This window comes from Pseudomonas sp. FW305-20, assembly GCF_058788075.1.
The window spans coordinates 15109-36862 of record NZ_JBYTAJ010000004.1 but is presented as its reverse complement, the minus strand read 5'-3'; the positions used below and the strand labels follow the sequence as shown (position 1 = coordinate 36862).

Genomic DNA, 21754 nt, shown 5'->3' with positions numbered 1-21754 from the left:
AAGGACAGATCGACAGGGAGTCAGCGATGCCATTCATGGAAACCACAAATCAACAAGTTGCCCAGTACCGCTCGCCCATAGAAAAAAGCTCATCCTGGCGCGCACAGGTGGCAGGGATCGATCCGGTACTGGCGCAGTCTTTTCGGGTCAGCGCCCGCTGCGGCTGTTTCATGCAGGCGGCTCGCAGTCTCAATATCAAGGCCACCCAACTGCGCAAACACTTGGCGCAACTTGAAACGCAACTGCAGTGTTCGCTGTTCAGCCACTCAGAGAATGGCGTTGCCCTGAGTCGGGACGGATTGCAGCTGCAATCGCAGTTGATTGCCTTGGCCCACGAACGCGACTTGCCGGTGATCGAACAGCCGTTGGTACGCCTGGCCGTCGCCGAGTCGATCCTGCATGACATTCTCGGTCGCGATCTGGTTGCCTTATTGCGCCGCAACGCCAGCGTGCGTCTGGACATCATCACCCTGGACAGTGAACTGTCCCTGCAAGCGGTCAGCGCCGATGTGGTGCTGTGGCTGGCCGGCACCGAATCACCGCTGCCCGGACCCAGTTTTGCCGTCAGCGAGCCCCGGCGTCTGGCGCGGCTCGACTACCTGCCCCATATCGCCAAACGGTATTCACGGGTCGCATCGCGGCCAGACAGCCTCGACGACCTGGCGGACTTCCTGCTGGTGCAATGGCAGCATAACCGTCAGGTCGACAGTTTCCGGCCGTGGAATAACCTCGTGGACCAGCGCCTGGCCGGGGTAGTGCAGTTGCATTCCTATGAGCTGATGCTGGAGATGATCCGTTGCAGCGCCTGCATTGGCCTGCTGCCCGGATACATCAGCCGCTTCGACCGCGGCCTTATTGAACTGCCGGGACTGTTCAGCCAACCGATGCAGCGTCAGGTGTGGATGGCGGTCAATGCCGAGTCCGAGGGGGCCGCGCAGGTGCAGATGATCGTTGAGCTGATCCAGAATACTTTCAACGAGCGCCGAGAGTGGTTCGAACAACCTACGGCGGTATAGAGTGGGCGGCCATGTCTGTCATCAAGGATGAATCACCCATGCCCGCCACTGACGCTGTCATTACCCTCGAACGTTTCAACGAATCCCACATCGACGGCATTACCGCGCTTTACAACGACCCGGCCATCACCCGCCAGGTGTTGCAAATGCCGTTTCAGTCTGTGGAAATCTGGCGCAAGCGTCTGGCGCCGGACAATGAGCGTGTGGTGCAACTGGTGGCGCTGCATCAGGGGGCGGTCATTGGCAATATTGGCCTGGAGCAGTTTTCGCGGATCCGCCGCAGTCATGCCGGCAATCTCGGCATGGGCGTTGCGGTGGCCTGGCAGGGCAAAGGCGTTGGCTCGAAATTGCTGACGGCGGCGTTGGACATCGCCGACAACTGGATGAACCTGCAACGGCTCGAGCTTTCGGTGTACGCCGACAACGAAGCGGCTATCGGGCTGTATCGCAAGTTCGGCTTCGATACCGAAGGGCTGTTTCGCGACTACGCCGTGCGTGATGGCGGATGGGTCGATGCCTTGAGCATGGCGCGGCTGCGTCGCACACCCAAGGCCGGTTGAGTCACTCGCCCAACGCGAATGTCACCGCCGCCTGCGCATGCAGTTCGGTGGTGTCGAGCAAGGGCAGGGCGCTGTGCTCGGGTTTGATCAGCAGGCCGATTTCCGTGCAACCGAGGATGATCGCCTGGGCACCACGTCGGGTCAGCGATTGGATGACTTGTTGATACACCTTGCGTGACACCTCGCTGATCACCCCGACACACAACTCGTCATAGATGATCCGGTGGACGGCCTGACGTTCATCGGCCTCCGGCACCACAACGGTCAGCCCCATCGAAGTGAGGCGCTCCTTGAGGAAGTCCTGCTCCATGGTGAACGCTGTGCCGAGCAATCCGACCTTCAGAGCGCCAGCCTCGACGGCGGCCTGACCCGCCGGGTCGGCGATGTGCAGGAACGGAATACTGATCGCGTCCTGAATTTGCCCGGCCACTTTGTGCATGGTGTTGGTGCACAGCACCACGCAATCGGCACCGCCAGCCTGCAACCGCTGCGCCGCGTCCACCAGAATCGCTGCCGCATCGTCCCAACGCCCGGCGTGCTGGGCCTGTTCGACAGGGCCAAAGTCGACGCTGTACATTAGCAATTTCGCCGAACGCAAAGGCCCGAGTCGGTCGCGTACCTGCTGATTGATGAGACGGTAATACTCGGCGCTGGACTCCCAGCTCATGCCGCCGATAAGGCCGATGGTGCGCATGTAGTGCTCCTGTTGATGGCAACCCTTTATTTTTGAGCATGCCTTTATTTGAGAGTACCCGTGGCTCTTCATCGCGATCTATCAGGAAATTTCACATGCCAGCGGTGCTGAGCCAAGAGCTGCTGGACGGCAGGCTCTGCTTGCAGCTTTTGCCCCGCGCCGCTTACAGCGCGCGTGATCCTGTGCAATGGCAAACCCTTGGGGTGACGCTGGAACGTCAACAGGGCGTGCACGCCATCGATTCGGATCACCGGGTGGATTTCGACACCTTGCCTGGCGTGCTGGCTTACACCCCGGTCGGCGTGGAAGTGTTTTCCGAATCGGCCAGCGGTGGCGAGTATCTGCTGATGCGTCTGGGCGAACCGTTGGCCCATCAGCATTTACCCTCGGTTGACCACCGTGTGCAGTCTTCAGGCAACCGCCGCGCGCTAATGCTGGGCCGGGAGCTGCGGCGCCTGTTGCTCGCTCCGCAACCGGACAGGCTGGCGCTTGAGCAAAGGGCGGTGGAACTCGTTGGTTTGATGAACCCGCAGGCCAATACCGCGCACCGTGTCATGCCCAGGGTTTTCACCCGAGTGCTGGACCAGATCGCCGCGCAGTTCCACGAGCCCCTGACCCTTGGACAATTGGCCGCCACCTACGGGCAAAACGAGCTGCGCTTTCTGCGCGACTTCACCCGGGCCATCGGTCTGACACCCCACGCTTACCTCGTTGAGGTGCGGCTACAGGCGGCACGCCGGATGATCGAACACACCGACCTGGCCCTGGCCGGCATTGCCCTGGACGCAGGCTTCGCCCATCAGTCCCACATGGGCAGTGCCTTTCGCAAATACCTGGCCATGACCCCCAGCCAATACCGTTCACGCTTTTAGTCGTACGCCGGCAGCGCGCATCTGCCATGCTCAAAGTCCGCAGCACCGCTTCAACAAAGGAACACCGCAATGGACGATGTACAGCAACTGGGTGAGATGCTTCGCCATTACGCAGAAAGCGAAGCGCACAAGAAACAACTGTTCGAGTCGCAATCGGCCGTGTGGGCGACGCGCATTGGTGAACTGTTCGATCAGATCCAGCAATGGCTGGAACCGGTCCAGGCGCCGAATCTTCTGGAGGTGAGCCGCGAGGCCTATGTCGCCTCGGGGCCGAGCGTGCCGGTCGAAACATCGACCTTCAAGACTGAGAAACTGTCCATTGTGATCGCCGGCAAACCGGTGGAATTTGTGCCGGATGTGATGGGTGCCGGTGGTCAGATTTCACTGGCCGTGATGGGCCTGACAGCGGCGCGGTACGGCAGCATTTCGCTGGTGTGCCTGCCACCGTCCAGCAGCTGGCAATGGCGCAAGACCAATGGCTTGAAAGACCCGGATACCTTTGCGTTCGATGCGAACTTTCTGGCGCAGCAGTTGCAGAGCCTGATTCCCCGCGAGCGCAGTTGAAGTCACAGATCGTTCCCCACGCTCTGCGTGGGAATGCAGCCCGGGACGCTCTGCGTCCCATTGGAACGCGGAGCGTCCCTTGAGGCATTTCCACGCAGAGCGTGGGAACGATCATCGTGGCGTCAAATTTCGAGATTGCCCCAACCCGGTTTTACTTCTTCCGGCGCCACCGCCTTCACGGTTTTCCCCGTCGCCAATTCCACCCGCCGCGCCACCTCCGGGTCATCGGCAAACGGAATCAAACTGGCTTCATCCAGACTCTCGGCCGTCTGGTGTTTCAGGCAGTATTCAACTGCCAGCCAAAGCCCCACGACGCCCAACACATTCAGCACGATCTCAATCATCTCAAGCCCCTTGCCTCAGGCAATCTGCGCTTCGCGGTGGGCCATTTCGATGTCCGAAACCCGCACCGTGCGCCAGACGTTGTAAGCCATCAACAACATGCCGCTGAGGAAGAACACACCGCCGACGAAGCGCACCACGAATCCTGGATGGCTGGCCTGCAAGGCCTCGACGAAGGAGTAAGTCAGCGTGCCGTCATCGTTGATCGCTCGCCACATCAAGCCCTGGGTAATGCCGTTGACCCACATCGAGGCGATGTACAGCACGGTGCCAATGGTCGCCAGCCAGAAGTGCAGGTTGATCAGCGGCGTGCTGTACATCTGTAAACGCCCGAAGACTTTCGGGATCATGTGGTACAGCGCGCCGAAGGTGATCATCGCCACCCAACCCAAAGCGCCGGCGTGGACGTGGCCGATGGTCCAGTCGGTGTAATGGGAGAGGGCATTGACCGTCTTGATCGCCATCATCGGCCCTTCGAAGGTCGACATGCCGTAGAAGGCCAGGGACAACACCAAAAAGCGCAGGATCGGGTCGGTGCGTAATTTATGCCAGGCGCCCGAGAGCGTCATCATGCCATTGATCATCCCGCCCCAGCTCGGTGCCAGCAGGATCAGCGACATGGCCATGCCCAGCGACTGCGCCCAGTCCGGCAGCGCGGTGTAGTGCAAGTGATGCGGGCCGGCCCAGATGTACAAGGTGATCAGCGCCCAGAAATGCACGATCGACAGCCGATAGGAATACACCGGCCGCCCAACCTGTTTCGGCACGAAGTAATACATCATCCCCAGGAACCCGGTGGTCAGGAAGAAACCCACTGCGTTGTGCCCGTACCACCACTGCACCATGGCGTCGGTGGCCCCGGAGTACACCGGATAGGACTTGAACCAGTCCACCGGAATCGACAGGTGATTGACCACGTGCAGCATGGCGATCACCACGATAAACGCGCCGAAAAACCAATTGCCGACGTAGATGTGCTTGGTCTTGCGTTGCACCACGGTGGTGAAAAACACGATCGCATAAGCGACCCACACCACGGTCATCCACACCGCGCCGGAGAACTCGATCTCGGCGTATTCCTTGGTGGTGGTATAGCCCAGCGGCAGGGTGATCAGCATCACCACGATCACCGATTGCCAGCCCCAGAAAGTGAATGCCACGAGCTTGTCGGAAAACAGCCGCACCTGGCAGGTACGCTGCACCGCGTAGTAACTGGCGGCGAACTGCGCGCTGCCGGCAAAGCCGAAAATCACCAGGCTGGTGTGCAGCGGGCGCAAGCGCCCGAAGGTGGTCCATGGCAGGTCGAGGTTCATTTCGGGCCACACCAGTTGTGAGGCGATCCACACCCCCATCGCCATCCCCACGACACCCCATACCACGGTTGCCACGATGAATTGGCGGACGACCTTGTAGTTATAGGCCTGTCCGATTGTTGCTGTGCTCATGGTCAATGCTTCCACGGTTGCAAAGTCTTGCCAGGCCACCCGGACTGGCATGTCGTGCACTGTAGAAACCTTGCCGGAAACAAAACAGACTCAGGAAAAGCTCATTTATGCGGATCAGATTTGAGGTAACCCTGTGGCCATTTACCACAACCTGATACGGTTTTTTAGCGTTCAGCTGAATCTGTAACGCACTGCGCCGCAGGTCCATAGTCGCTACCACAAGCACCGCCAAAGAGCATGCGATCAATTCTGATGAGGTAGCCACATGTATCAGTACGATGACTATGACCGGGCCCTGGTCTTTGAGCGGGTCGCGCAGTTTCGCGATCAGGTCGAGCGCTTCATGGCGGATGAGTTGAGCGAAGAAGAATTCCTGCCGCTGCGTTTGCAAAACGGCCTGTACATGCAAAAACACGCCTACATGCTGCGCGTGGCGATTCCTTACGGCACGTTAAGCGCGCCACAAATGCGCACGCTGGCGAGCATCGCCCGAGACTACGACCGTGGCTACGGCCACTTCACCACGCGGCAGAATATGCAGTTCAACTGGATCGAACTGGCCCAGGTGCCGGACATCCTCGAACGCCTGGCGCAAGTGGAAATGCACGCGATCCAGACTTCCGGCAACTGCGTGCGCAACATCACCACCGAAGCCTTTGCCGGGGTGGCCGCGGATGAAATGATCGACCCGCGGCCGCTGGCGGAAATCCTCCGGCAGTGGTCGACCATCAACCCGGAATTCCTGTTCCTGCCGCGCAAGTTCAAGATCGCCATCTGCTCGGCTGAACAGGACCGGGCGGCGATCATGATGCATGACATCGGCCTCTATCTTTACCCGGGACCCGACGGACAGATGTTGCTGCGGGTCATCGTTGGCGGTGGGTTGGGGCGCACGCCGATCCTTGGTTTACAGATTCGCGAGGGGTTGCCGTGGCAGCACTTGCTGTCCTACGTCGAGGCGGTACTGCGGGTCTACAACCGACATGGCCGGCGTGACAACAAGTACAAGGCGCGGATCAAGATTCTGGTCAAGGCGCTGGGCATTGAAGCTTTTGCCCGGGAAGTGGAGGAGGAGTGGCAGTACCTCAAGGACGGCCCGGCGCAGTTGACCGACGTCGAGTATGAGCGCGTGGCCAGTGCCTTTGTGCCGCCGGACTACCGCGCTCTGGCGGGCACCGACCTGGATTTCGGCACACGCCTGTCTGAAAACCCGGCCTTCGCCCGTTGGGTATCGCGCAACGTTCAGCCGCACAAAGTGCCGGGCTATGCCAGCGTGGTATTGTCGACCAAACCGGGCATCGCCTCACCGCCGGGTGACGTCACGTCCGAGCAAATGGAGGCGGTGGCCGACTGGTCCGAGCAGTTCGGTTTTGGCGAAATTCGCATCGCCCATGAACAGAACATTGTGTTGCCCGACGTGCCCAAGGCTGATCTCTACACGCTCTGGTGCCTGGCCTGCGAACAGGGCCTGGGCTGCGCCAACATCGGTTTGCTGACCGACATCATCGCCTGCCCCGGCGGCGACTTCTGCGCGCTGGCCAATGCCAAGTCGATCCCCATCGCGCAAGCCATTCAGGCACGCTTCGAAGACCTCGACTATCTGCATGATCTGGGTGACATCAGCCTGAATATCTCCGGCTGCATGAACGCCTGCGGCCACCACCACATCGGCAACATCGGCATTCTGGGGGTCGATAAGAACGGCAGCGAGTGGTACCAGATCACCCTCGGCGGTGCTCAGGGCAAGAACAGCGCATTGGGCAAAGTCATCGGCCCGTCCTTCAGCGCCGCCGAAGTGCCCGAGGTGATCGAGCAGATCATCGCTACGTTCGTCAATTACCGCGAGAGCGAGGAAGTCTTCGTCGACACCTTGCAGCGCATTGGCCTGGAACCGTTCAAAGAACAGGTCTATCCGAAGCTGCTGGAGGTGTCGGCATGAATAATCTGCTGCGGTTGGAGGAGGGTGTGGCGCGGATTGTCGCTGATGACCCCTGGACGCTGGTCAGGGATGTCAACGATGAATGGCCGGCGGGTGCAGTGATTCTGCCGTTGGCCCGCTGGCTTGAAGGGCCACCGCAAAAGGGCGTGTGGTTGGGGCCGGACGATGAGGTGGAAAGCCTCAAGCCGTGGTTTTCACACCTGCCGTTGATTGCCCTGGATTTTCCGAGTTTCCGTGACGGTCGCGGTTACAGCCAGGCGTACTTGCTGCGCACGCGATTGGGCTGGACGGGCGAGTTGCGCGCGGTCGGCGACGTACTGCGCGATCAACTCAGCCACATGCGCCAATGCGGGTTTGACAGCTTCGCGGTGCGTGAGGACAAGTCGGCTGAAGATGCGCTCAAGGGGCTGGCCGGGATGAGTGTGCTGTATGGGCGTTCGGTGATCGAGCCACGACCGTTGTTCCGGCGGCGGTAAAAAAAACAAGTCAAAAGATCGCAGCCTGCGGCAGCTCCTACACGGGATTGCGTACCTCTGAAACATTGCGGGTGTACGCAGTCGATGCAGGAGCTGCCGTGAACGAGGAGTTTTTCGAGTCGACCTGAAATTTCGAGTCGCGCTCAGGTTTTGAATGGCTTGAAGATCGGCTCCCTTTCCCCTCGCCCCCGTGGGGAGAGGGTTGGGGTGAGGGGGTGGATCTAAAGGATGTACTCCAGATCACTTCAACGCCGGATCCCCCCTGTTCATTTTCTTCCAGCCCTGCAGCAGCACCTGTGCCTTCGGTTCCTGTCCGTTGTCCAGGTAGTACTGGATCAACGACAACCGGGCATTGCGATTGGCCGGTTGCACTTTCAGCAACCGCTCCAGCTCTTCACAGGCCTCATCGACTTTGCCGCTGTCGTGCAGTGCCACGGCCAATACATACCCATACTGCGCGTTCTGAGGTTCCAATTGCGCCGCCTTGCGCAGAGCCTGCATGGCCAGGGCTGATTTGCCTGCGCGCACCAGTGACAGGCCTTGAGTGTGTTGCAGCAGCGCAGCATTCGGGTGTTCTTTCAGGCTCTGCGCCAGCAGCGCCTGAGCTTCCTGGCTGCGTCCGTTTGCCTCCAGCCATTGCGCCAGCGTCACCAGCGCCGGGTAGAAATCCGGATCGCGCTGCAGGGCAGTGCGCAGCAACGCTTCGACTTCACCGCTCCGACCGTTGGCCTGATAGAGCATGGCCAGGTTGAGGTTGGCTTCGGCGCGTTCGCTCAGGTTCTTCTGGACCGCCTCGTATTCGGCGATGGCTGCATTCCAGTTGTCTTGGGCGCTGCCCAAGCCATTACGGGCCACGCTCAGCAAGTCCCGGGCTGCGGCTATCCGCACAGCTTTCACCGGGTCGGCCAGCAATGGCGTCAGTAGCGATGCGCGCTCCGGCGGCGGCAGGAACGCACTGATCGCCCGAACAGCGCTTTCACGCACTTGCGGTGCCGGGTGGCTCAAGTCCTGAGTGGCCAGTTTCAACGCCTGTTCGCTGGGATACAGCGGCAACTCGGCGAGTAGGGTCGCGCGCTGAATCGCTGGCAATTGGCTGCGTTGCAGCTGCTCGTACAAGGCTTGTGCCGCGCCAGGCTGACCGTTGCGAATCAGCCACAGGCTTTCGTCGTAACGCGGTGCCTGTGCGGTAGTGGTGTTCCAAAGCTTGAATTGCTCGGTGACCTTGTTGCCAGCCTTGCCTTGGTGGCAGGTCAGGCAAGCGTCCGGTGTACCGAGTTTTTTCGCCCGCTCAGGGTTGGGGATGCTGAAACTGTGGTCATGCCTGAAGTCATTACCCATGTAGAACTTGCCGGGCATGTGGCAATCCACGCACTGCGAACCCGGCTGGCCCATGGTGTGGCGGGTGTGTTCGATGGAATCGTAGTTCTTCGCTTGCAGCCCTTTGCCGTCGACTCCGTCTACCGAAGTCTTGCCGGCAGTGTTGTGGCATTGCAGGCAGACACCATTGCCCGGTGTCTTGAGCTCGGTGCTGTGCGGGTTGTGGCAGTTGCTGCAGCGCACGCCCTTGTCGAACATTTTGCTCTGGGCAAAGGAGCCGTGTTCGAACACTTCGTCCTTGATCTTGCCGTCCAGCGCGTACAAATCGCGGGTCAGTGGGCTCGGCAAGTAGTCATCCATCAAGCGTTTACCGGTGGTGAAGCCGTCGCCCAATGGCGCGCGGCGCGAGTGGCAACGGGCGCAGGTTTCGATTTCGACAGTGGCGTTCTTGTCTTTCAGGTCGACGGCAAAGCCGGCATGGACCAGGTCACCTTTTTTTGCCGTCCATTCCAGGTGATTGGAGGCTGGGCCGTGGCAAGCCTGACAGCCGACACCGAGGCTGTTCCAGTGACTGTCGAAGGTGTTTTTCGCGGCATCGAAATTGCGCTTGTAACCGGTGGTGTGGCACTCGACGCACATGAAGTTGGCGTTCTGGCTCGGCTTGCTCCAGTGCAACGGGTCCTTGAAGTTCACGCCTTGGCCCGGATAGAGGTGAAACCAGCGGTGCTTCTCGGTATCCCAGGCCACGCCAAGGGCCTGCAACCGACCTTCGCCGACCTCGATCAGGTATTGCTGCAGCGGCGCGATGCCGAAGGTGTAGGCAACCTTGAAGTCGGTATTCTTGCCATCGATGCCGGGGGTATTGACCCAGAACCCGCCGTCCTTGCGCGAAAAACGGGTGGTTTCGTTTTCTGCTTTGAAGGTGACGTTGTTGAAGTCGCCGAGCATCGTTTCGGCGTTGGCTTCCTGCATCGCCAATTGGTGATGGGAGCCTTGCCAGTCCTTGACCTGCTCGCTGTGGCAGCCTTGGCATTGTTGCTCATCGACCATCGTTGCCGGTGCCACGGCGACCGGTTGCGGTTTTGTCGGCTGAGCGATCGGAGCGGTGACAGGCGAATAGGGCACCGGGGCCGGTTTGCTGCTGAACAGAAACCAGCCGATGCCCGCGATAGCCAACAGCAAAACGCCGAGGGTGACGGGAAACAGGTAACGGTTAATCAAGGTCGGTGGCGAATCAGGGGTTGGCTGTACTGCTTTATTTTTATGTTTCGGCATTGCGACTTCCATAGTCCGGGTGCGTTTGCCGTCAGGCGCGCGTTCAAGCTCGATGCAGCTTTGCCGGATGGCCGGCGCCTGTCAAATGATGGTTGTGAGGTGCTGAGCAGCGTCCAGGTCATGAAGGCTGATGAAGCTCAAGTCCAAGTGATGCGTTGAGGCTGTGGGCCCCTTCGCGAGCAAGCCCGCTTCCACATTTGACCTCTGTTGTGTACAGAATGCTTGATCAACGCAGATCCAGTGTGGGAGCGAGCCTGCTCGCGATGACGGTCTGCCAGGCGCTGCATCACTCCCCGACAAACCACCGAAAATACGGATTCCCCCCATCTCCACGCATCACCTCGCGAATATCCCTGGCCCACGCGTCCCGGTCACCGTCATAAGCATGCAGACTCGCCCGATAGAACTGCATCAGGCGTTGTTGGTGTGCGTTCATTCGCTCGTTGAAACCTGCATCGGCATTCACCAGCGGTGGCGCTATACGCAGGTCCAGCAGGGCCGGCAGTACGCGGCTGATCTCCTTGGCACGCACCCATGGCGCATATTCGATACGCGGCTGATCGTCGGTCACCGGTTGGGCGTCGGCGGCGAACCGCTCCAGGCCTGCACGATCGGTGACCCAGGTCGAGAGCAACGCAGGAGCGGAGCCGATGCCCACGTCCTGTAAGGTGCTGCGCACGGTGTCCTGTTGGAAGCGTTGGCTGATTTTCGCCGCGTCCAGTTCGATCGGTTCCATCGAGCCCACCAGCAGCATTTCGTGGAACTCGCTGGTCCACAGGGTGGCGTAGGGGAAGACGTCGAGAAAGCTGCGCACCAGTGAGCGCGAGTCGTCGATGTTCTGGGTGGGCAGCGGCAACCACTGAGCAACCAGGCCTTGTTTCTCCAGGCGACTGGCGGCCAACTGATAGAAGTCCCGTGAATACAAATTCACTACCCCGGCAGCGGAGGGCGGCGGCGGTTCGAGGGTGATCAAGTCGTAGCGCTGTGGGTTGCGCAGCAGCTCCTGCCGGCCATCCTGCAGGCGTACGTCAACGCCGGGGTCGGCGGCCGCATTGAAGTTGCCTTTGAACAACGGCGCGGCTTTGACCACCGATGGCAGCAACTCGGCCACGACGCGGTGCTCCAGCCCCGGATAGCGCGTCAGGGCGCCAGCGGTGATGCCGGTGCCAAAACCGATCACCAGCGCCGAGCGCGGTTGGCCATTGTGGATCAGCAGCGGCAGCAACGCCTGAATACGCATGTAGCGCAGGGACGGCATGGCGTCGCCAGTGTTGGACACGCCCTGGATGTACAAGCGCTGGAACGCTTTTTGTCCTCTGCCTTGGGTGGCCACGGCGACGGTCCCACCGCGTCCTTCCTCGTAGAACGCCAATTTCGCGTTGCGTGCACCGGGAAGCAGGCTGGCGAGTTTGTCCACTGGCGTAAAAACGGCCACCGCAATCGACAATAGTCCAATAGCGACCACCGCCTGGCGCCGGCCTTTCTTGACCCCATGACCCTTGCGCACCGCGAAGTAACCAATCCCGGCGGCGACAATCGCCAGCAGGCCCAGGGTTCGGACCAGCCCCAGTAACGGGATCAGCACAAAGCCGCAGAGCATCACCCCGACAATCCCGCCCAGCGTATTGAACGCCACCACCGCGCCGACCGCCTGACCGACCCGCTCGCGGCCGACGCTCAAACGCAGGGCCAGCGGAAATGCGGCGCCGAGCAACAGGGTCGGCACAAACACGATGCTCACTGCCGCCACCACAAACCGTGCGGTCATCCCCAGCAGATCACTCGCCCCCAACGACAACACCCAGGTTTCAGCCAGGCTTTGGGCGACCACCAGCCAGCGTCCGAGCAAGGTGATTTCCAGCAACGCGACGAGTCCGGCACCGGCAATCAACAAGCCGAATACTCCCCAGGGATCGCGAATGCGCTCAACCCGACGGGCCAGCAGCATGCTGCCGAGAAACAGCCCGGTGAGGTACGTCGCCAGTACCACCGCAAAGGCGTAAGTGCGAGTGCTCATGAACTGCACGATGGATTGCGACCAGACCACTTCGTAACCGAGGGCCACGCCACCGGCAATTGAATACAGCCACAAGGCAAGGCGATCGGGGGCTTTGTCGGCGTGGTGCTTGACCGGCGCAGCATCATTCGGCAGTGAACGGTGGCGTTGGAACCACAAGGCACCGACGGCGGCCAGCAGGTTCAGCATCGCCGCCGCCAAGGCACTGCCGCGTACACCGAGGGTCGCAATCAACACAAACGCGGCGAGCAGGGTGCCGGCGATGGCCCCGGCGGTGTTCGCGGCATAGAGCTGCCCACCAGCCTTGCCCAGCTGTTGCGGGTTTGCTGCCAACGAACGAACCAGCACCGGCAGGGTGCCGCCCATCAGCAGTGCCGGAATGCCCACCAGCGCAAACGGCAATACCCAGGCGAGCAGACCGACATGTTGCTCTAGCCAGGCAAATGGGCTGGCCGCGAGACTCATGGCAAAGGTCGCACCGACACCGAGCACGGCCACTAGCACCTCAAGCCCTGCATAGAGCAGAACCGGCTTTTGCAAGCGATCGGCCCATTGACCGAACAACAAGCCGCCTAACGCCAACCCGGCAAAAAAGGCGCTGATCCCGGTGGTGATGGCATACACCTCGACGCCGACTACCAGCGACAGCTGCTTGATCCACAGCACCTGATACACCAGCGCTGCGGCACCGGAGACGAACAGCAACAGGGCGGGAATCAGCAACGCCGGAGCTTTGATCCGAGTGGCGGGTAGGGCCGACGACTTGCTGGCGACACGTGAGGACATTGCGGATTGCCTTGTGCAGAACCTGAAATAGTTATGTTTCTACGGTGGACACAAACCTTTGTAGCAGCTGCCGAAGGCTGCGTCCGGCTGCGAAGCAGTCGTAAGTTCAGACGACTCGCTAGACCAGACAGTCCGCGGCGCATGTGGAACGAGGACTTCGTCCTCGAACGCAGCCTTCGGCAGCTGCTACAGGGAGTTGTGTGCACGCAAAACAAGGCCGCTCGCCGGTGCAGGCGAGCGGCAGTCAAGCGGTCTTACTGTGCAGGCTGGTTCTTCATTTTTTCAGCGATCTTTGCATCCACGGCCGCGCGGATCTGATCAATGCTGAAGCTGGCCGGTTTCTGGCTTGGCGGATACTCGATGAACGTTTGCAGGAACTGCGCCGACTTGCCGACGGCTACAGAGGCCAGATAGACGTTCTTGGTTTGCCAATCGTAATACTGATCGGAAACGATGTCGGCCCGCTCATACGGATCCATCCGCAGATTGAAGATTTTCGGTACCCGCAAGCATACGAACGGCTCGCTCCACACCTTGAACCCGCCCGGCGCGCGTTGTTCGCAGAACACTGCTTTCCAGTTATCGAAACGCATGGACACCAGTACACCGTCGTCGTTGAAGTAGTAGAACTCCTTGCGTTCGCCTTTAGGTTGTTGGCCGGTCAGGTAAGGCAGTTGGTTGAAGCCGTCCAGGTGCACTTTGAAGTTGTTGCCACCCGAAGTCGGCGCCCAGCCTTTGAGCAGTTTGCCTTTCACGTCCGCATCGCCTGCTGCCGCCAGCAGGGTTGGGAACCAGTCCATGCCCGAGAACATCTCGTTCGACACTTCACCCGCCTTGATCTTGCCCGGCCAGCGAACGATCGCCGGTACCCGATAGGCGCCTTCCCAGTTGGAGTTCTTCTCGTTGCGGAACGGCGTGGTCGCCGCGTCCGGCCAGGAGAACTGGTTCGGGCCGTTGTCCGTGGAGTAGACGACGATGGTGTTGTCGGCGATTTTCAGGTCGTCGAGGGTTTTCAGCAGTTTGCCGACGTCACCGTCATGCTCGAGCATGCCGTCCGCATACTCGTTGCCCGGCATGCCGCTCTGGCCCTTCATCGAATCGCGCACGTGAGTGAACAAGTGCATGCGGGTGGTGTTCATCCAGACGAAGAACGGCTTGTCCGCCTTGGCCTGTTTCTCGATAAATGCTTGTGCCGCAGCAGTGGTTTCGTCGTCGATGGTTTCCATGCGCTTGGCGGTCAAGGCGCCGGTGTCTTCGATCTTGCCGTCAGCGAAGCTGTGAATCACACCACGCGGGGAGTTGGCCTTGACGAACTCAGGGTCATCCTTGGGCCAGTACGGGCGTTCGGGTTCTTCTTCGGCGTTGAGGTGGTACAGGTTGCCGAAAAACTCGTCGAAACCGTGGTTGGTCGGCAGGTACTCATCCCGGTCGCCCAAGTGGTTCTTGCCGAACTGGCCGGTGGCGTAGCCCTGGGACTTGAGTGCCTGGGCGATGGTGATGTCACGTTTTTGCAAGCCCACCGGGGCACCCGGTATACCGACTTTCGACAGACCGGTGCGCAACGGAGTCTGCCCGGTGATGAATGACGAACGCCCCGCAGTGCAGCTGTTCTCCGCGTAATAGTCGGTGAACATCATGCCTTCTTTGGCAATTCGGTCGATGTTCGGCGTCTTGTACCCGACCACCCCCATGGAATAGGCGCTGATATTGGTCTGGCCGATGTCATCGCCGAAGATCACCAGAATGTTGGGTTTTTCAGCGGCTCCGGCTGTTGCCGAAATCGCCATCACCGAGGCTGCCACCAGGGCGAATTTCGGTAGCCACTTGTGTATGCGAGTCATCTGACTTGCTCCTTTGCTCACTTGCGTCGCTCAAGCGCGACAAACGTTTTTTGCAGTCCTGCGTTTACGCTTTTTTATTGCACGTGCTCGGGTGAGACGGCCTCGAAGGGATAGATCCGGCGCCATTCGGCGGCCATATCCACGATAGTCCAGCCACGGGTTTTTGCTTCGTCCAGAGCCTTGTCCAGGCGACCGATTTGGGATTGACGGTCATAAGCCCATTCGCGTTTGGCGTCGGTGTGATGCACCAGACCCATGAAGCGTTTGCCCGGTCCGGCGGCAGTCCACTGCAACATTTGCAGGTCGCCGTCGGAGTTGCCGAACGCAAGGATGGGACGTCGGCCAATAACCGCGTCGATGCTTTCCGGTTTGCCCGGGCCATCATCGTTGTGGGCCAGTTTGGCGGTGCGCAGGATCGACGGTTGGCCGTCCTTGAGCTGGTAGGCGGTGACAAACGTGGTGCCGATCACTTGTTCCGGCGGGATGCCATAGACCTTCTCGGCGAAGGCGCGCATGAACGCGGTGTCACCGCCGGAGACGATGTAGGTTTTGAAGTCCTGGCTGCGCAGGTAGTCGAGCATTTCCAGCATCGGCTGGAAGATCATCTCGGTGTACGGCTTGCCGGTTTTCGGATGGCGCGCCTGGGACAACCAGGTTTTGGCGTAGTCGTCGAAGGCTTCGGTGGTCATGCCGGTGTGGGTGGCGCCGAAGATTTTCAGGATGCCGTCCATGCCTGACTCGCCCAAGGCCTTGTGATCATTTTCGAGCACGGCCTTGAAGGGCTGGGTGGTTTTCCATTCCGGGTGCTGCGGTGCGGTGCGCTTGACCTCTTCCAGGGCAAACAGCAATTCGAAGTACATCGGCTGCTCGCTCCACAGCGTGCCGTCGTTGTCGAACACGGCGATTCGATCGGCGGGTTTGACGAAGTCCTTGCCGCTTTGATCGGTCACCGCCTGGACGAACTCGATGATGTTCGTTTTCGCCGGGCCGTCGTTCCACGAGGGCAGGGGCTCGCCGGTCTGGGCGAGCGCCGGGAGGCTCAGTGCAAGGGTTAACAGCAACGTCAGCCCATAGCGGTGGCGTAGCGATATCGGGTTCGTCATGGCACATCCTTCTCGTGAGCGGGATTGAGTGGACGCAGTGCAGGTGCGGCTGACGCTGTGTCGCGTTTGGCCTGACTATGCAGCGTAGCCAAGGATTGCTTTAGTTGGCGCAGCGCTTGGTCTGCGCTGGGTTGACGGCTGTAACAGGCGCGCAGCAGGTCTTGCAGGCGCGGACCAAGGTTCGTCAGTTTCAGGCCCATGCGGCTACGTCTGGCCCACAGGTACAGGGCGCTCAACTGTGCGGGTTTGCCGTCGATTTGCCTCGGAATCTGCCGCCAGGCGTAATCGGCGGACTCCAGCCACGCGGCGCGTCGGGCTCGGCGCCGGGTTTGCCATTGAAGGTACACACGATGGACGAGCGGACGGGCAAACCAGCCGAGTAATGTCACAGCCACCAGCAGCGCTAAAAGCACCAGCCAATGCCCGGAGAGATGCACGCGACCTTGCTGACCGAGTTCTTTCAGGTCTTCGGTGATCGAAAATACCGGTCGATAGGCGCTGTTGGCCCTGGCATCGAAGGTCACGGCCGGGACTTGGGCCATTCGGGTCTGTCCGGTGCTGGCGTCCCACCATTTCAGTTCGATTGCCGGCAGGTGATGGCGGCCTTCGGTGTCGATCCGATAGGTTGCAGTGTCGATGCGCTGGCCGCCGTTGAAATGGCCGCGACCGTCGCCAAGGTCGCTGATTTGCGCGGCTTTCGGATAACGGCTGAGGCCGTCGACATCGTCCAGTGACGGCGCGGGCAGTGACATGGCCAGGGCGTTGTCGGCTTGCAGCGTGAGTTGCCGGGTGATGCTGTCACCGACCTTCAGGGGTGTTGCCGAGTTGACGATGGTTTGCGTGAAGCGCAGCCCTTGGGCCACCAGCACCGGTTCGCCGGACTGGAACCCCGGTGGTTGTGTGGCGCGAAAGTGCAGTGGCTGGCTTTGGGCGGACAACGGCGCGCTCGCCTGACCGGGCATGGCGCGCACTGTCAACGCCGGAATGTCGAAACCCTGGGCCAGATTCGGGGTGATCCGGTAGCGGTAGCGCATGCCGTTGAACGACTTGCCGTCGAGCGTCTGGTTCAGGTGTTCGGCATGGCCGTCGGGCGGCATGACCAGTGCACCGGGCAGTTTCAGGTCGGGCAGGGTGGGTGCGTCGGTGAACCAGCTGTCGGTGAGGACATCGAGTTGCAGTTCCAGAATGCCGCCGACCATGACCGAGTCTGCGGGTTGCAGGCGGGTCTGGATTCGCAGCTCGGGTTCGGTGGCCAGAGCAGCGGTGGTGATCAGGCACAGGAGTAAGGTGCGAAGACCTTTGGTGACTGGACGGGCGCCATCGCGAGCAGGCTCGCTCCCACATTTGATCCGGGTGCACCGCAAATTCCCTGTGGGAGTGAGCCTGCTCGCGATGGCCGCAACTCGGCCTACCAGACGGATCATGGCTTGCCCCCCGCCTGATCCTGCACACTGAATTTCTGCTTCAGGAATTTCGCCGGCGACGTACTGAGGTTTTGCAACCACAGCGCATCCGACGCCGCTTGCTCGGTCTCGACCGGTTTGCTCTGGCCCTTGCCCGGCGCCTTGTCCATTTTGATGTCGTCGGGTTTGACCTCAGGTGCGTTCTGTTCAGCGCTGTCGGTGTCTTTCTGCAAGGCGATGGCCAAGGCCAGGTTGGCGGTGGCTTCATGGAATTGCGGTTGCAGCTTCAACGCCTGGGTATACGCGGCGATAGCCTGGTCAAACTTGAAGCGGCGCACGTAAATATTGCCCAGATAGAAATACACCTGCGGTGTGTCCAGTCGCGCGAAACTGGCCAATGCCAGGTCGTAATCGGCAGCGTTGTAGGCAGCGATGCCTTTCCAGTAGGGATCGACGAAGTGCGTGGCGGCCTGCGGGAAATGTTGGTGCTCGAAAGCCCAGCGGCCTTGCTGGTCAGGGGTGAAAAAGGCATCTGTCAAGGGGTTGGCTTCGGCCGGTGCTGGTTGCAAGCCAAATCCCAGTGCCAGCAACCACCCGGCCGTCCAGTTCACACTCCAGCCCTTGCGCACGCTGAAGAAGGCGATCAGCAGCAACGGCCAGCACAGCCAGTAACCGGCATCCTTCCAGTGCAGTTCACGCTGTTCATCGCTGGCCGCCTGGAAGTGCTGCTGGGCGTGCAGCTCGATCCAGTCCAGGTCGTCGTCGTTGAGCGTCAGGCTGCCCAACGGCGCATCCAACGTTGATCCCAGCTGTTTGAGTGCGCCCTGATCAAAACGGCCAAGTGCCGGACGACCGTTGCTGTCGGTACGTGGCTGGCCGTTGGCATCGTGGATGACCCCGCCATCCTCGCTGCCGACGGCCAGAATCAGCACTTGCAGCGCGCTGTCGTCCAGTTGCTGGTCCAGACCGCTGAGTTGTGAGGTGTCGGCGCCGTCGGTGATCAGCAGCAAGGTCCCTGGCGTTTTCTCGGCGATCAGCAGGCGTTTGGCTTGCTCGACTACCGCGCCGACATTTTTCCCCGGTTTGGCAATCAGGTCGGTGCTCAGGGCTTGAATGAAGGTGTCGAGCAGGGCGGGATCGTCGGTCGGCGGCAACACCAGATGCGCGCTGCCAGCATAGGCGATCAACCCGCTGCGAGCCCCGGCGCGACGCTGGATCAGGTCATGCAGCTTGTGTTTGGCCGCTTCCAGACGACTTGGCTGTATGTCGGTGGCGTCCATCGACGGTGACAGGTCGATGGCGATGATCAGTGGCGCGCGGTTTTCCAGAAAGTCCGGACGGTCCTGCTCCCAGGTCGGCCCGGCAGCAGCGATGGCGCCCAGCATCAACACCACGCAGGCCAGATGCACGGGCCGAAAACGCTGCTGATCCTGCGGCGTAATCAGCAAATGCGGCAACAAGTGCTCGGCGATGTTGCTACGCAAACGCCGTTGCACGTCACGGCTGCGGCGCCACAGCCAGGGCAACAGGGCGCCGAACGGCACCAGTAACAGCCACAGTGGACGCAGGAAATGGAAGTCACTGAGATTGATCTCCATCTCAAGCCTCCTGCCGCTGACGCGAGAGTGTCAGCTGCGGACGGAGCAGGGCGCCTAAGTGGTAGAGCGCGAGCAATCCGATCGCGGTCCCCATTGGCCACCAGAACAGATCCTTTTTCGGTTGATGGCTGAGGGTTTTCACTTGATGCGGCGTGAGTTTGTCGAGGGTGGCGTACACCTGATCCAGCGCATTGCGATCTTCAGCACGGAAGAACTTGCCGCCCGTGGCCTCGGCGATTTGCTGCAAACCCTGAAGGTTGACCTTGGCTTCACCCGAAGCGTCAGGGTCGCCAATGCCGATGGTGTGAATGACCACGCCTTTGGCAGCCGCCATGGACGCCGCGTGATCCGGGGTAATGGCGCTGCTGGTGTCGTTGCCGTCGGTGAGCAGGATCAGGACTTTTTCCTGTTCGTGGGCCTGGTCGAGCAACTTCAGGCTCAGACCGATGGCGTCGCCGATGGCCGTGTTGGGCCCGGCCATGCCGATGCCGATGTCGTCGAGTAACAGCGACAGGCTGGTGTGATCGAGGGTCAGCGGCGCCTGCGGGTAAGCACCACTGCCGAACACGATCAGGCCCAGCCGATCATCTTTGCGCTTGTCGATAAAGCCATGAACCACGTCCTTGACCGCCGCCAGACGGTTGATCTCCAGACCGTTGGCGTCGGTGAAATCGGTGGTTTCCATGGACTGGGAAATGTCGATGGCCAGCATCAGGTCGCGCACCGGTTGCTGGCGCTCGATCGGTTTTTCGACGAACACCGGGCGAGCGGCGGCCAGCAGCAATAGCGCCCAGACCAGCAGGTTCAGCGGTAACTGCCAGCGATTGCTGCGGGTACCGGCCTGGCTGGGTGCCTGGCCGACCGCCCGGCTCATGGCAGCGAAAAACGGTACGCGCACGGCGCTGCGGGCTTCGCGGTAATCGGGCAGGAAGCGGTAGCCGAACCATGGCAAAGGCAAAAGGACCAGCAGCCATGGGTAATCAAACTGCCACATGGTGATGCTCCACCCAGTGTTTGCAGGTAGCGAACAGTTGATCGCGCTTATCGTCCGGCAGGGTCGATAACGTTGCATCGGGCGCATAGGCTAATTGCGCCAGTTGCTGGCTGAAATCCGCCGGTAATGGCTGCGCACTGTGCAGCTCCAGGAATGCTTGCCAATCTTTCCCGCCTAACGCCGTCACCTGTGGGAGCGAGCCTGCTCGCGATGGCTTCAGGTCAGTCGACATCAATGGTGAATGTAAGGGCCTCTTCGCGAGCAGGCTCGCTCCCACAGGGGGGGTATTCCAATCGGTGGGCATCGACAGGGCTACGCGTTTGAGTAGCTCTGGCAGTTCGCGCAGGGCGCCGAGTTGATCGTCGCTGTTTTGCAGTTCAACCAAACGCACCAACGCCTCGCGCCGATAGCGATCCCGCCGCCACTGCCAGTACCTCCGTGCGCTGACCAGCAAAACGGCGATCACTAACAGGCAGAGCAGAACCCACCAACCCCACGTCTGCGGCGCATAACTCACCGGCGCGGGCAGGGCGATCTCCTTGAGCTGTTCGATGCTCGGGATGTTCGGGTTCATCGCCGCCCTCTGCCGAGCTTGCCCAGTTCGGCGCGCAATTGTTCCTGTGCCTCGGTGGCGGTGCTGAACATCATCAGCGGCACCTGACTGCGGCGCAGCAACGTAGCGACGTCTTTGAGCCGACCACTGAGAAAGTCCCCCAGCGGCTGATGAACGCTGCGTTGCTCGACGGCCAGTTCCACCTGCAACTGACCTTGAGTGATCAGCAAACGGCCATTCTTTGGCAGGTTCAGCGCCAACGGGTCGTAGACCTGCATTGCAATCACATCGTTGTGAGCCGCCAATTGGCGCATCAACTGCAAGGTGCGTTCACCGGCGCCGGCAAAGTCGCTGACGATGCAAATCAGGTGATCGTGACCGGCCACCGCCAGGCAACGCTGTAAAACCTTGTCGAGTTGATCCTCACCTTCGGCGTCCGGATTGGCTGCGTTCAGTTGTTGATTCTGCTCAGCGATGCGACTGCACAGCGCTTCGACACGTTTACGGCTGCGCAGCGGGGCAATGGCCTCGATGCGCAAATCATTGAACACCAGGCCGCCGACCCGATCTCCCGCGTGGAACACCATCCACGCGGCCAACGCGCCAAGTTCGGCGGCAATGGCGGATTTGAAACTGCGCTGGGAGCCGAAGAACATCGACATGCGCTGATCGACCAGAATCAACGCCGGGCGGTCGCGTTCTTCGGTGAAGGTGCGAACCACCGGTTTGCCGGTGCGCAGTGATGCCCGCCAATCCAGATGACGCAAGTCGTCTCCCGGCTGATAGCGGCGCAGTTCATCGAAGTTCAACCCACGGCCACGCAGGCGCGAGGCATGGTTGCCGGCGAGAATGCTGCCCTGCGGCTGACGCGCGAGGAAACTCAGGTCACGCGCCTTGAACTCCAGGGCCATCAACTGCGCGAGCGAGACATAGACCAGACCGTCTGCACTGTTCATTTC

At 60.7% G+C, this 21754-nt stretch carries 18 protein-coding genes; 6 read left to right on the top strand and 12 right to left on the bottom strand.

The features are described from left to right. Positions 1–26: 26 nt before the first annotated feature. A complete protein-coding gene (locus AC3WP4_RS04815; RefSeq protein WP_102614357.1) occupies positions 27–1016 on the top strand; it encodes a LysR family transcriptional regulator in 990 nt (329 codons plus the stop codon). Between the two features lie 38 nt (positions 1017–1054). After that, positions 1055–1576, top strand: coding sequence for a GNAT family N-acetyltransferase (locus tag AC3WP4_RS04810; RefSeq protein WP_074876839.1), 522 nt, complete (start codon positions 1055–1057; stop codon positions 1574–1576). 1 nt (position 1577) lies between these two features. On the opposite strand, the gene AC3WP4_RS04805 is transcribed toward AC3WP4_RS04810, so the two are convergent. Continuing rightward, positions 1578–2270 carry an aspartate/glutamate racemase family protein gene (locus AC3WP4_RS04805; protein WP_102614356.1) on the bottom strand — a complete coding sequence of 231 codons (693 nt, stop codon included), beginning with the start codon at positions 2268–2270 and terminating at the stop codon, positions 1578–1580. Between the two features lie 95 nt (positions 2271–2365). Between AC3WP4_RS04805 and AC3WP4_RS04800 the strand changes: the two genes are divergently transcribed. Next, positions 2366–3142, top strand: coding sequence for an AraC family transcriptional regulator (locus tag AC3WP4_RS04800; RefSeq protein ID WP_102614355.1), 777 nt, complete (start codon positions 2366–2368; stop codon positions 3140–3142). 69 nt (positions 3143–3211) lie between these two features. Then, positions 3212–3706, top strand: coding sequence for a hypothetical protein (locus AC3WP4_RS04795; protein ID WP_046046933.1), 495 nt, complete (start codon positions 3212–3214; stop codon positions 3704–3706). Between the two features lie 122 nt (positions 3707–3828). Here AC3WP4_RS04795 and AC3WP4_RS04790 read toward each other — a convergent pair whose 3' ends face one another. Together AC3WP4_RS04790 and ccoN are read right to left on the bottom strand one after the other, a co-directional pair. Next, positions 3829–4050: a CcoQ/FixQ family Cbb3-type cytochrome c oxidase assembly chaperone gene (locus AC3WP4_RS04790; RefSeq protein WP_102614354.1), complete on the bottom strand. Its 222-nt coding sequence runs from the start codon at positions 4048–4050 to the stop codon at positions 3829–3831. Between the two features lie 15 nt (positions 4051–4065). Continuing rightward, entirely contained in the window at positions 4066–5493 is a 1428-nt protein-coding gene (gene ccoN / locus AC3WP4_RS04785; RefSeq protein ID WP_074876830.1) for a cytochrome-c oxidase, cbb3-type subunit I, read from the bottom strand. A 265-nt stretch (positions 5494–5758) separates the two neighbouring features. Between ccoN and AC3WP4_RS04780 the strand changes: the two genes are divergently transcribed. Beyond that, entirely contained in the window at positions 5759–7432 is a 1674-nt protein-coding gene (locus AC3WP4_RS04780; protein WP_102614352.1) for a nitrite/sulfite reductase, read from the top strand. Then, complete coding sequence (locus AC3WP4_RS04775) at positions 7429–7908, top strand: DUF934 domain-containing protein (protein ID WP_102614351.1); 480 nt, start codon at positions 7429–7431, stop codon at positions 7906–7908. The genes AC3WP4_RS04780 and AC3WP4_RS04775 overlap by 4 nt, the downstream gene beginning before the upstream one ends. Before the next feature lie 240 nt (positions 7909–8148). On the opposite strand, the gene AC3WP4_RS04770 is transcribed toward AC3WP4_RS04775, so the two are convergent. The 9 genes from AC3WP4_RS04770 to AC3WP4_RS04730 all read right to left on the bottom strand — a co-directional run bounded on the left by AC3WP4_RS04770 (position 8149) and on the right by AC3WP4_RS04730 (position 21751). Next, positions 8149–10500, bottom strand: a complete 2352-nt coding sequence (locus AC3WP4_RS04770) for a tetratricopeptide repeat protein (protein WP_102614350.1) — start codon at positions 10498–10500, stop codon at positions 8149–8151. Between the two features lie 286 nt (positions 10501–10786). Beyond that, on the bottom strand, positions 10787–13303 hold the full coding sequence (locus AC3WP4_RS04765; RefSeq protein WP_102614349.1) for a fused MFS/spermidine synthase: 2517 nt from the start codon (positions 13301–13303) through the stop codon (positions 10787–10789). A 254-nt stretch (positions 13304–13557) separates the two neighbouring features. Further along, positions 13558–15144 (bottom strand): arylsulfatase, encoded by a 1587-nt coding sequence (locus tag AC3WP4_RS04760; RefSeq protein ID WP_102614348.1) that lies wholly within the window; start codon positions 15142–15144, stop codon positions 13558–13560. Between the two features lie 74 nt (positions 15145–15218). Further along, entirely contained in the window at positions 15219–16247 is a 1029-nt protein-coding gene (locus tag AC3WP4_RS04755) for an HAD family hydrolase (RefSeq protein ID WP_102614347.1), read from the bottom strand. Beyond that, positions 16244–17671: a BatD family protein gene (locus AC3WP4_RS04750; protein WP_102614346.1), complete on the bottom strand. Its 1428-nt coding sequence runs from the start codon at positions 17669–17671 to the stop codon at positions 16244–16246. The genes AC3WP4_RS04755 and AC3WP4_RS04750 overlap by 4 nt, the downstream gene beginning before the upstream one ends. Continuing rightward, a complete protein-coding gene (locus AC3WP4_RS04745) occupies positions 17668–19248 on the bottom strand; it encodes a VWA domain-containing protein (protein WP_102614345.1) in 1581 nt (526 codons plus the stop codon). Before AC3WP4_RS04745 ends, AC3WP4_RS04750 begins: the two co-directional genes overlap by 4 nt. 1 nt (position 19249) lies before the next feature. After that, positions 19250–20242 (bottom strand): vWA domain-containing protein, encoded by a 993-nt coding sequence (locus AC3WP4_RS04740; RefSeq protein WP_102614344.1) that lies wholly within the window; start codon positions 20240–20242, stop codon positions 19250–19252. Beyond that, a complete protein-coding gene (locus AC3WP4_RS04735) occupies positions 20229–20816 on the bottom strand; it encodes a DUF4381 domain-containing protein (RefSeq protein ID WP_102614343.1) in 588 nt (195 codons plus the stop codon). Before AC3WP4_RS04735 ends, AC3WP4_RS04740 begins: the two co-directional genes overlap by 14 nt. Next, entirely contained in the window at positions 20813–21751 is a 939-nt protein-coding gene (locus AC3WP4_RS04730) for a DUF58 domain-containing protein (protein ID WP_074876809.1), read from the bottom strand. Before AC3WP4_RS04730 ends, AC3WP4_RS04735 begins: the two co-directional genes overlap by 4 nt. Positions 21752–21754 lie beyond the last annotated feature (3 nt).

Bases quoted from the DNA above. Each gene is read 5' to 3' on its own strand.
- AC3WP4_RS04815 (WP_102614357.1), top strand. From the start codon at position 27: ATGCCATTCATGGAAACCACAAATCAACAAGTTGCCCAGTACCGCTCG.
- AC3WP4_RS04810 (WP_074876839.1), top strand. From the start codon at position 1,055: ATGCCCGCCACTGACGCTGTCATTACCCTCGAACGTTTCAACGAATCC.
- AC3WP4_RS04805 (WP_102614356.1), bottom strand. From the start codon at position 2,270: ATGCGCACCATCGGCCTTATCGGCGGCATGAGCTGGGAGTCCAGCGCC.
- AC3WP4_RS04800 (WP_102614355.1), top strand. From the start codon at position 2,366: ATGCCAGCGGTGCTGAGCCAAGAGCTGCTGGACGGCAGGCTCTGCTTG.
- AC3WP4_RS04795 (WP_046046933.1), top strand. From the start codon at position 3,212: ATGGACGATGTACAGCAACTGGGTGAGATGCTTCGCCATTACGCAGAA.
- AC3WP4_RS04790 (WP_102614354.1), bottom strand. From the start codon at position 4,050: ATGATTGAGATCGTGCTGAATGTGTTGGGCGTCGTGGGGCTTTGGCTG.
- ccoN (WP_074876830.1), bottom strand. From the start codon at position 5,493: ATGAGCACAGCAACAATCGGACAGGCCTATAACTACAAGGTCGTCCGC.
- AC3WP4_RS04780 (WP_102614352.1), top strand. From the start codon at position 5,759: ATGTATCAGTACGATGACTATGACCGGGCCCTGGTCTTTGAGCGGGTC.
- AC3WP4_RS04775 (WP_102614351.1), top strand. From the start codon at position 7,429: ATGAATAATCTGCTGCGGTTGGAGGAGGGTGTGGCGCGGATTGTCGCT.
- AC3WP4_RS04770 (WP_102614350.1), bottom strand. From the start codon at position 10,500: ATGCCGAAACATAAAAATAAAGCAGTACAGCCAACCCCTGATTCGCCA.
- AC3WP4_RS04765 (WP_102614349.1), bottom strand. From the start codon at position 13,303: ATGTCCTCACGTGTCGCCAGCAAGTCGTCGGCCCTACCCGCCACTCGG.
- AC3WP4_RS04760 (WP_102614348.1), bottom strand. From the start codon at position 15,144: ATGACTCGCATACACAAGTGGCTACCGAAATTCGCCCTGGTGGCAGCC.
- AC3WP4_RS04755 (WP_102614347.1), bottom strand. From the start codon at position 16,247: ATGACGAACCCGATATCGCTACGCCACCGCTATGGGCTGACGTTGCTG.
- AC3WP4_RS04750 (WP_102614346.1), bottom strand. From the start codon at position 17,671: ATGATCCGTCTGGTAGGCCGAGTTGCGGCCATCGCGAGCAGGCTCACT.
- AC3WP4_RS04745 (WP_102614345.1), bottom strand. From the start codon at position 19,248: ATGGAGATCAATCTCAGTGACTTCCATTTCCTGCGTCCACTGTGGCTG.
- AC3WP4_RS04740 (WP_102614344.1), bottom strand. From the start codon at position 20,242: ATGTGGCAGTTTGATTACCCATGGCTGCTGGTCCTTTTGCCTTTGCCA.
- AC3WP4_RS04735 (WP_102614343.1), bottom strand. From the start codon at position 20,816: ATGAACCCGAACATCCCGAGCATCGAACAGCTCAAGGAGATCGCCCTG.
- AC3WP4_RS04730 (WP_074876809.1), bottom strand. From the start codon at position 21,751: ATGAACAGTGCAGACGGTCTGGTCTATGTCTCGCTCGCGCAGTTGATG.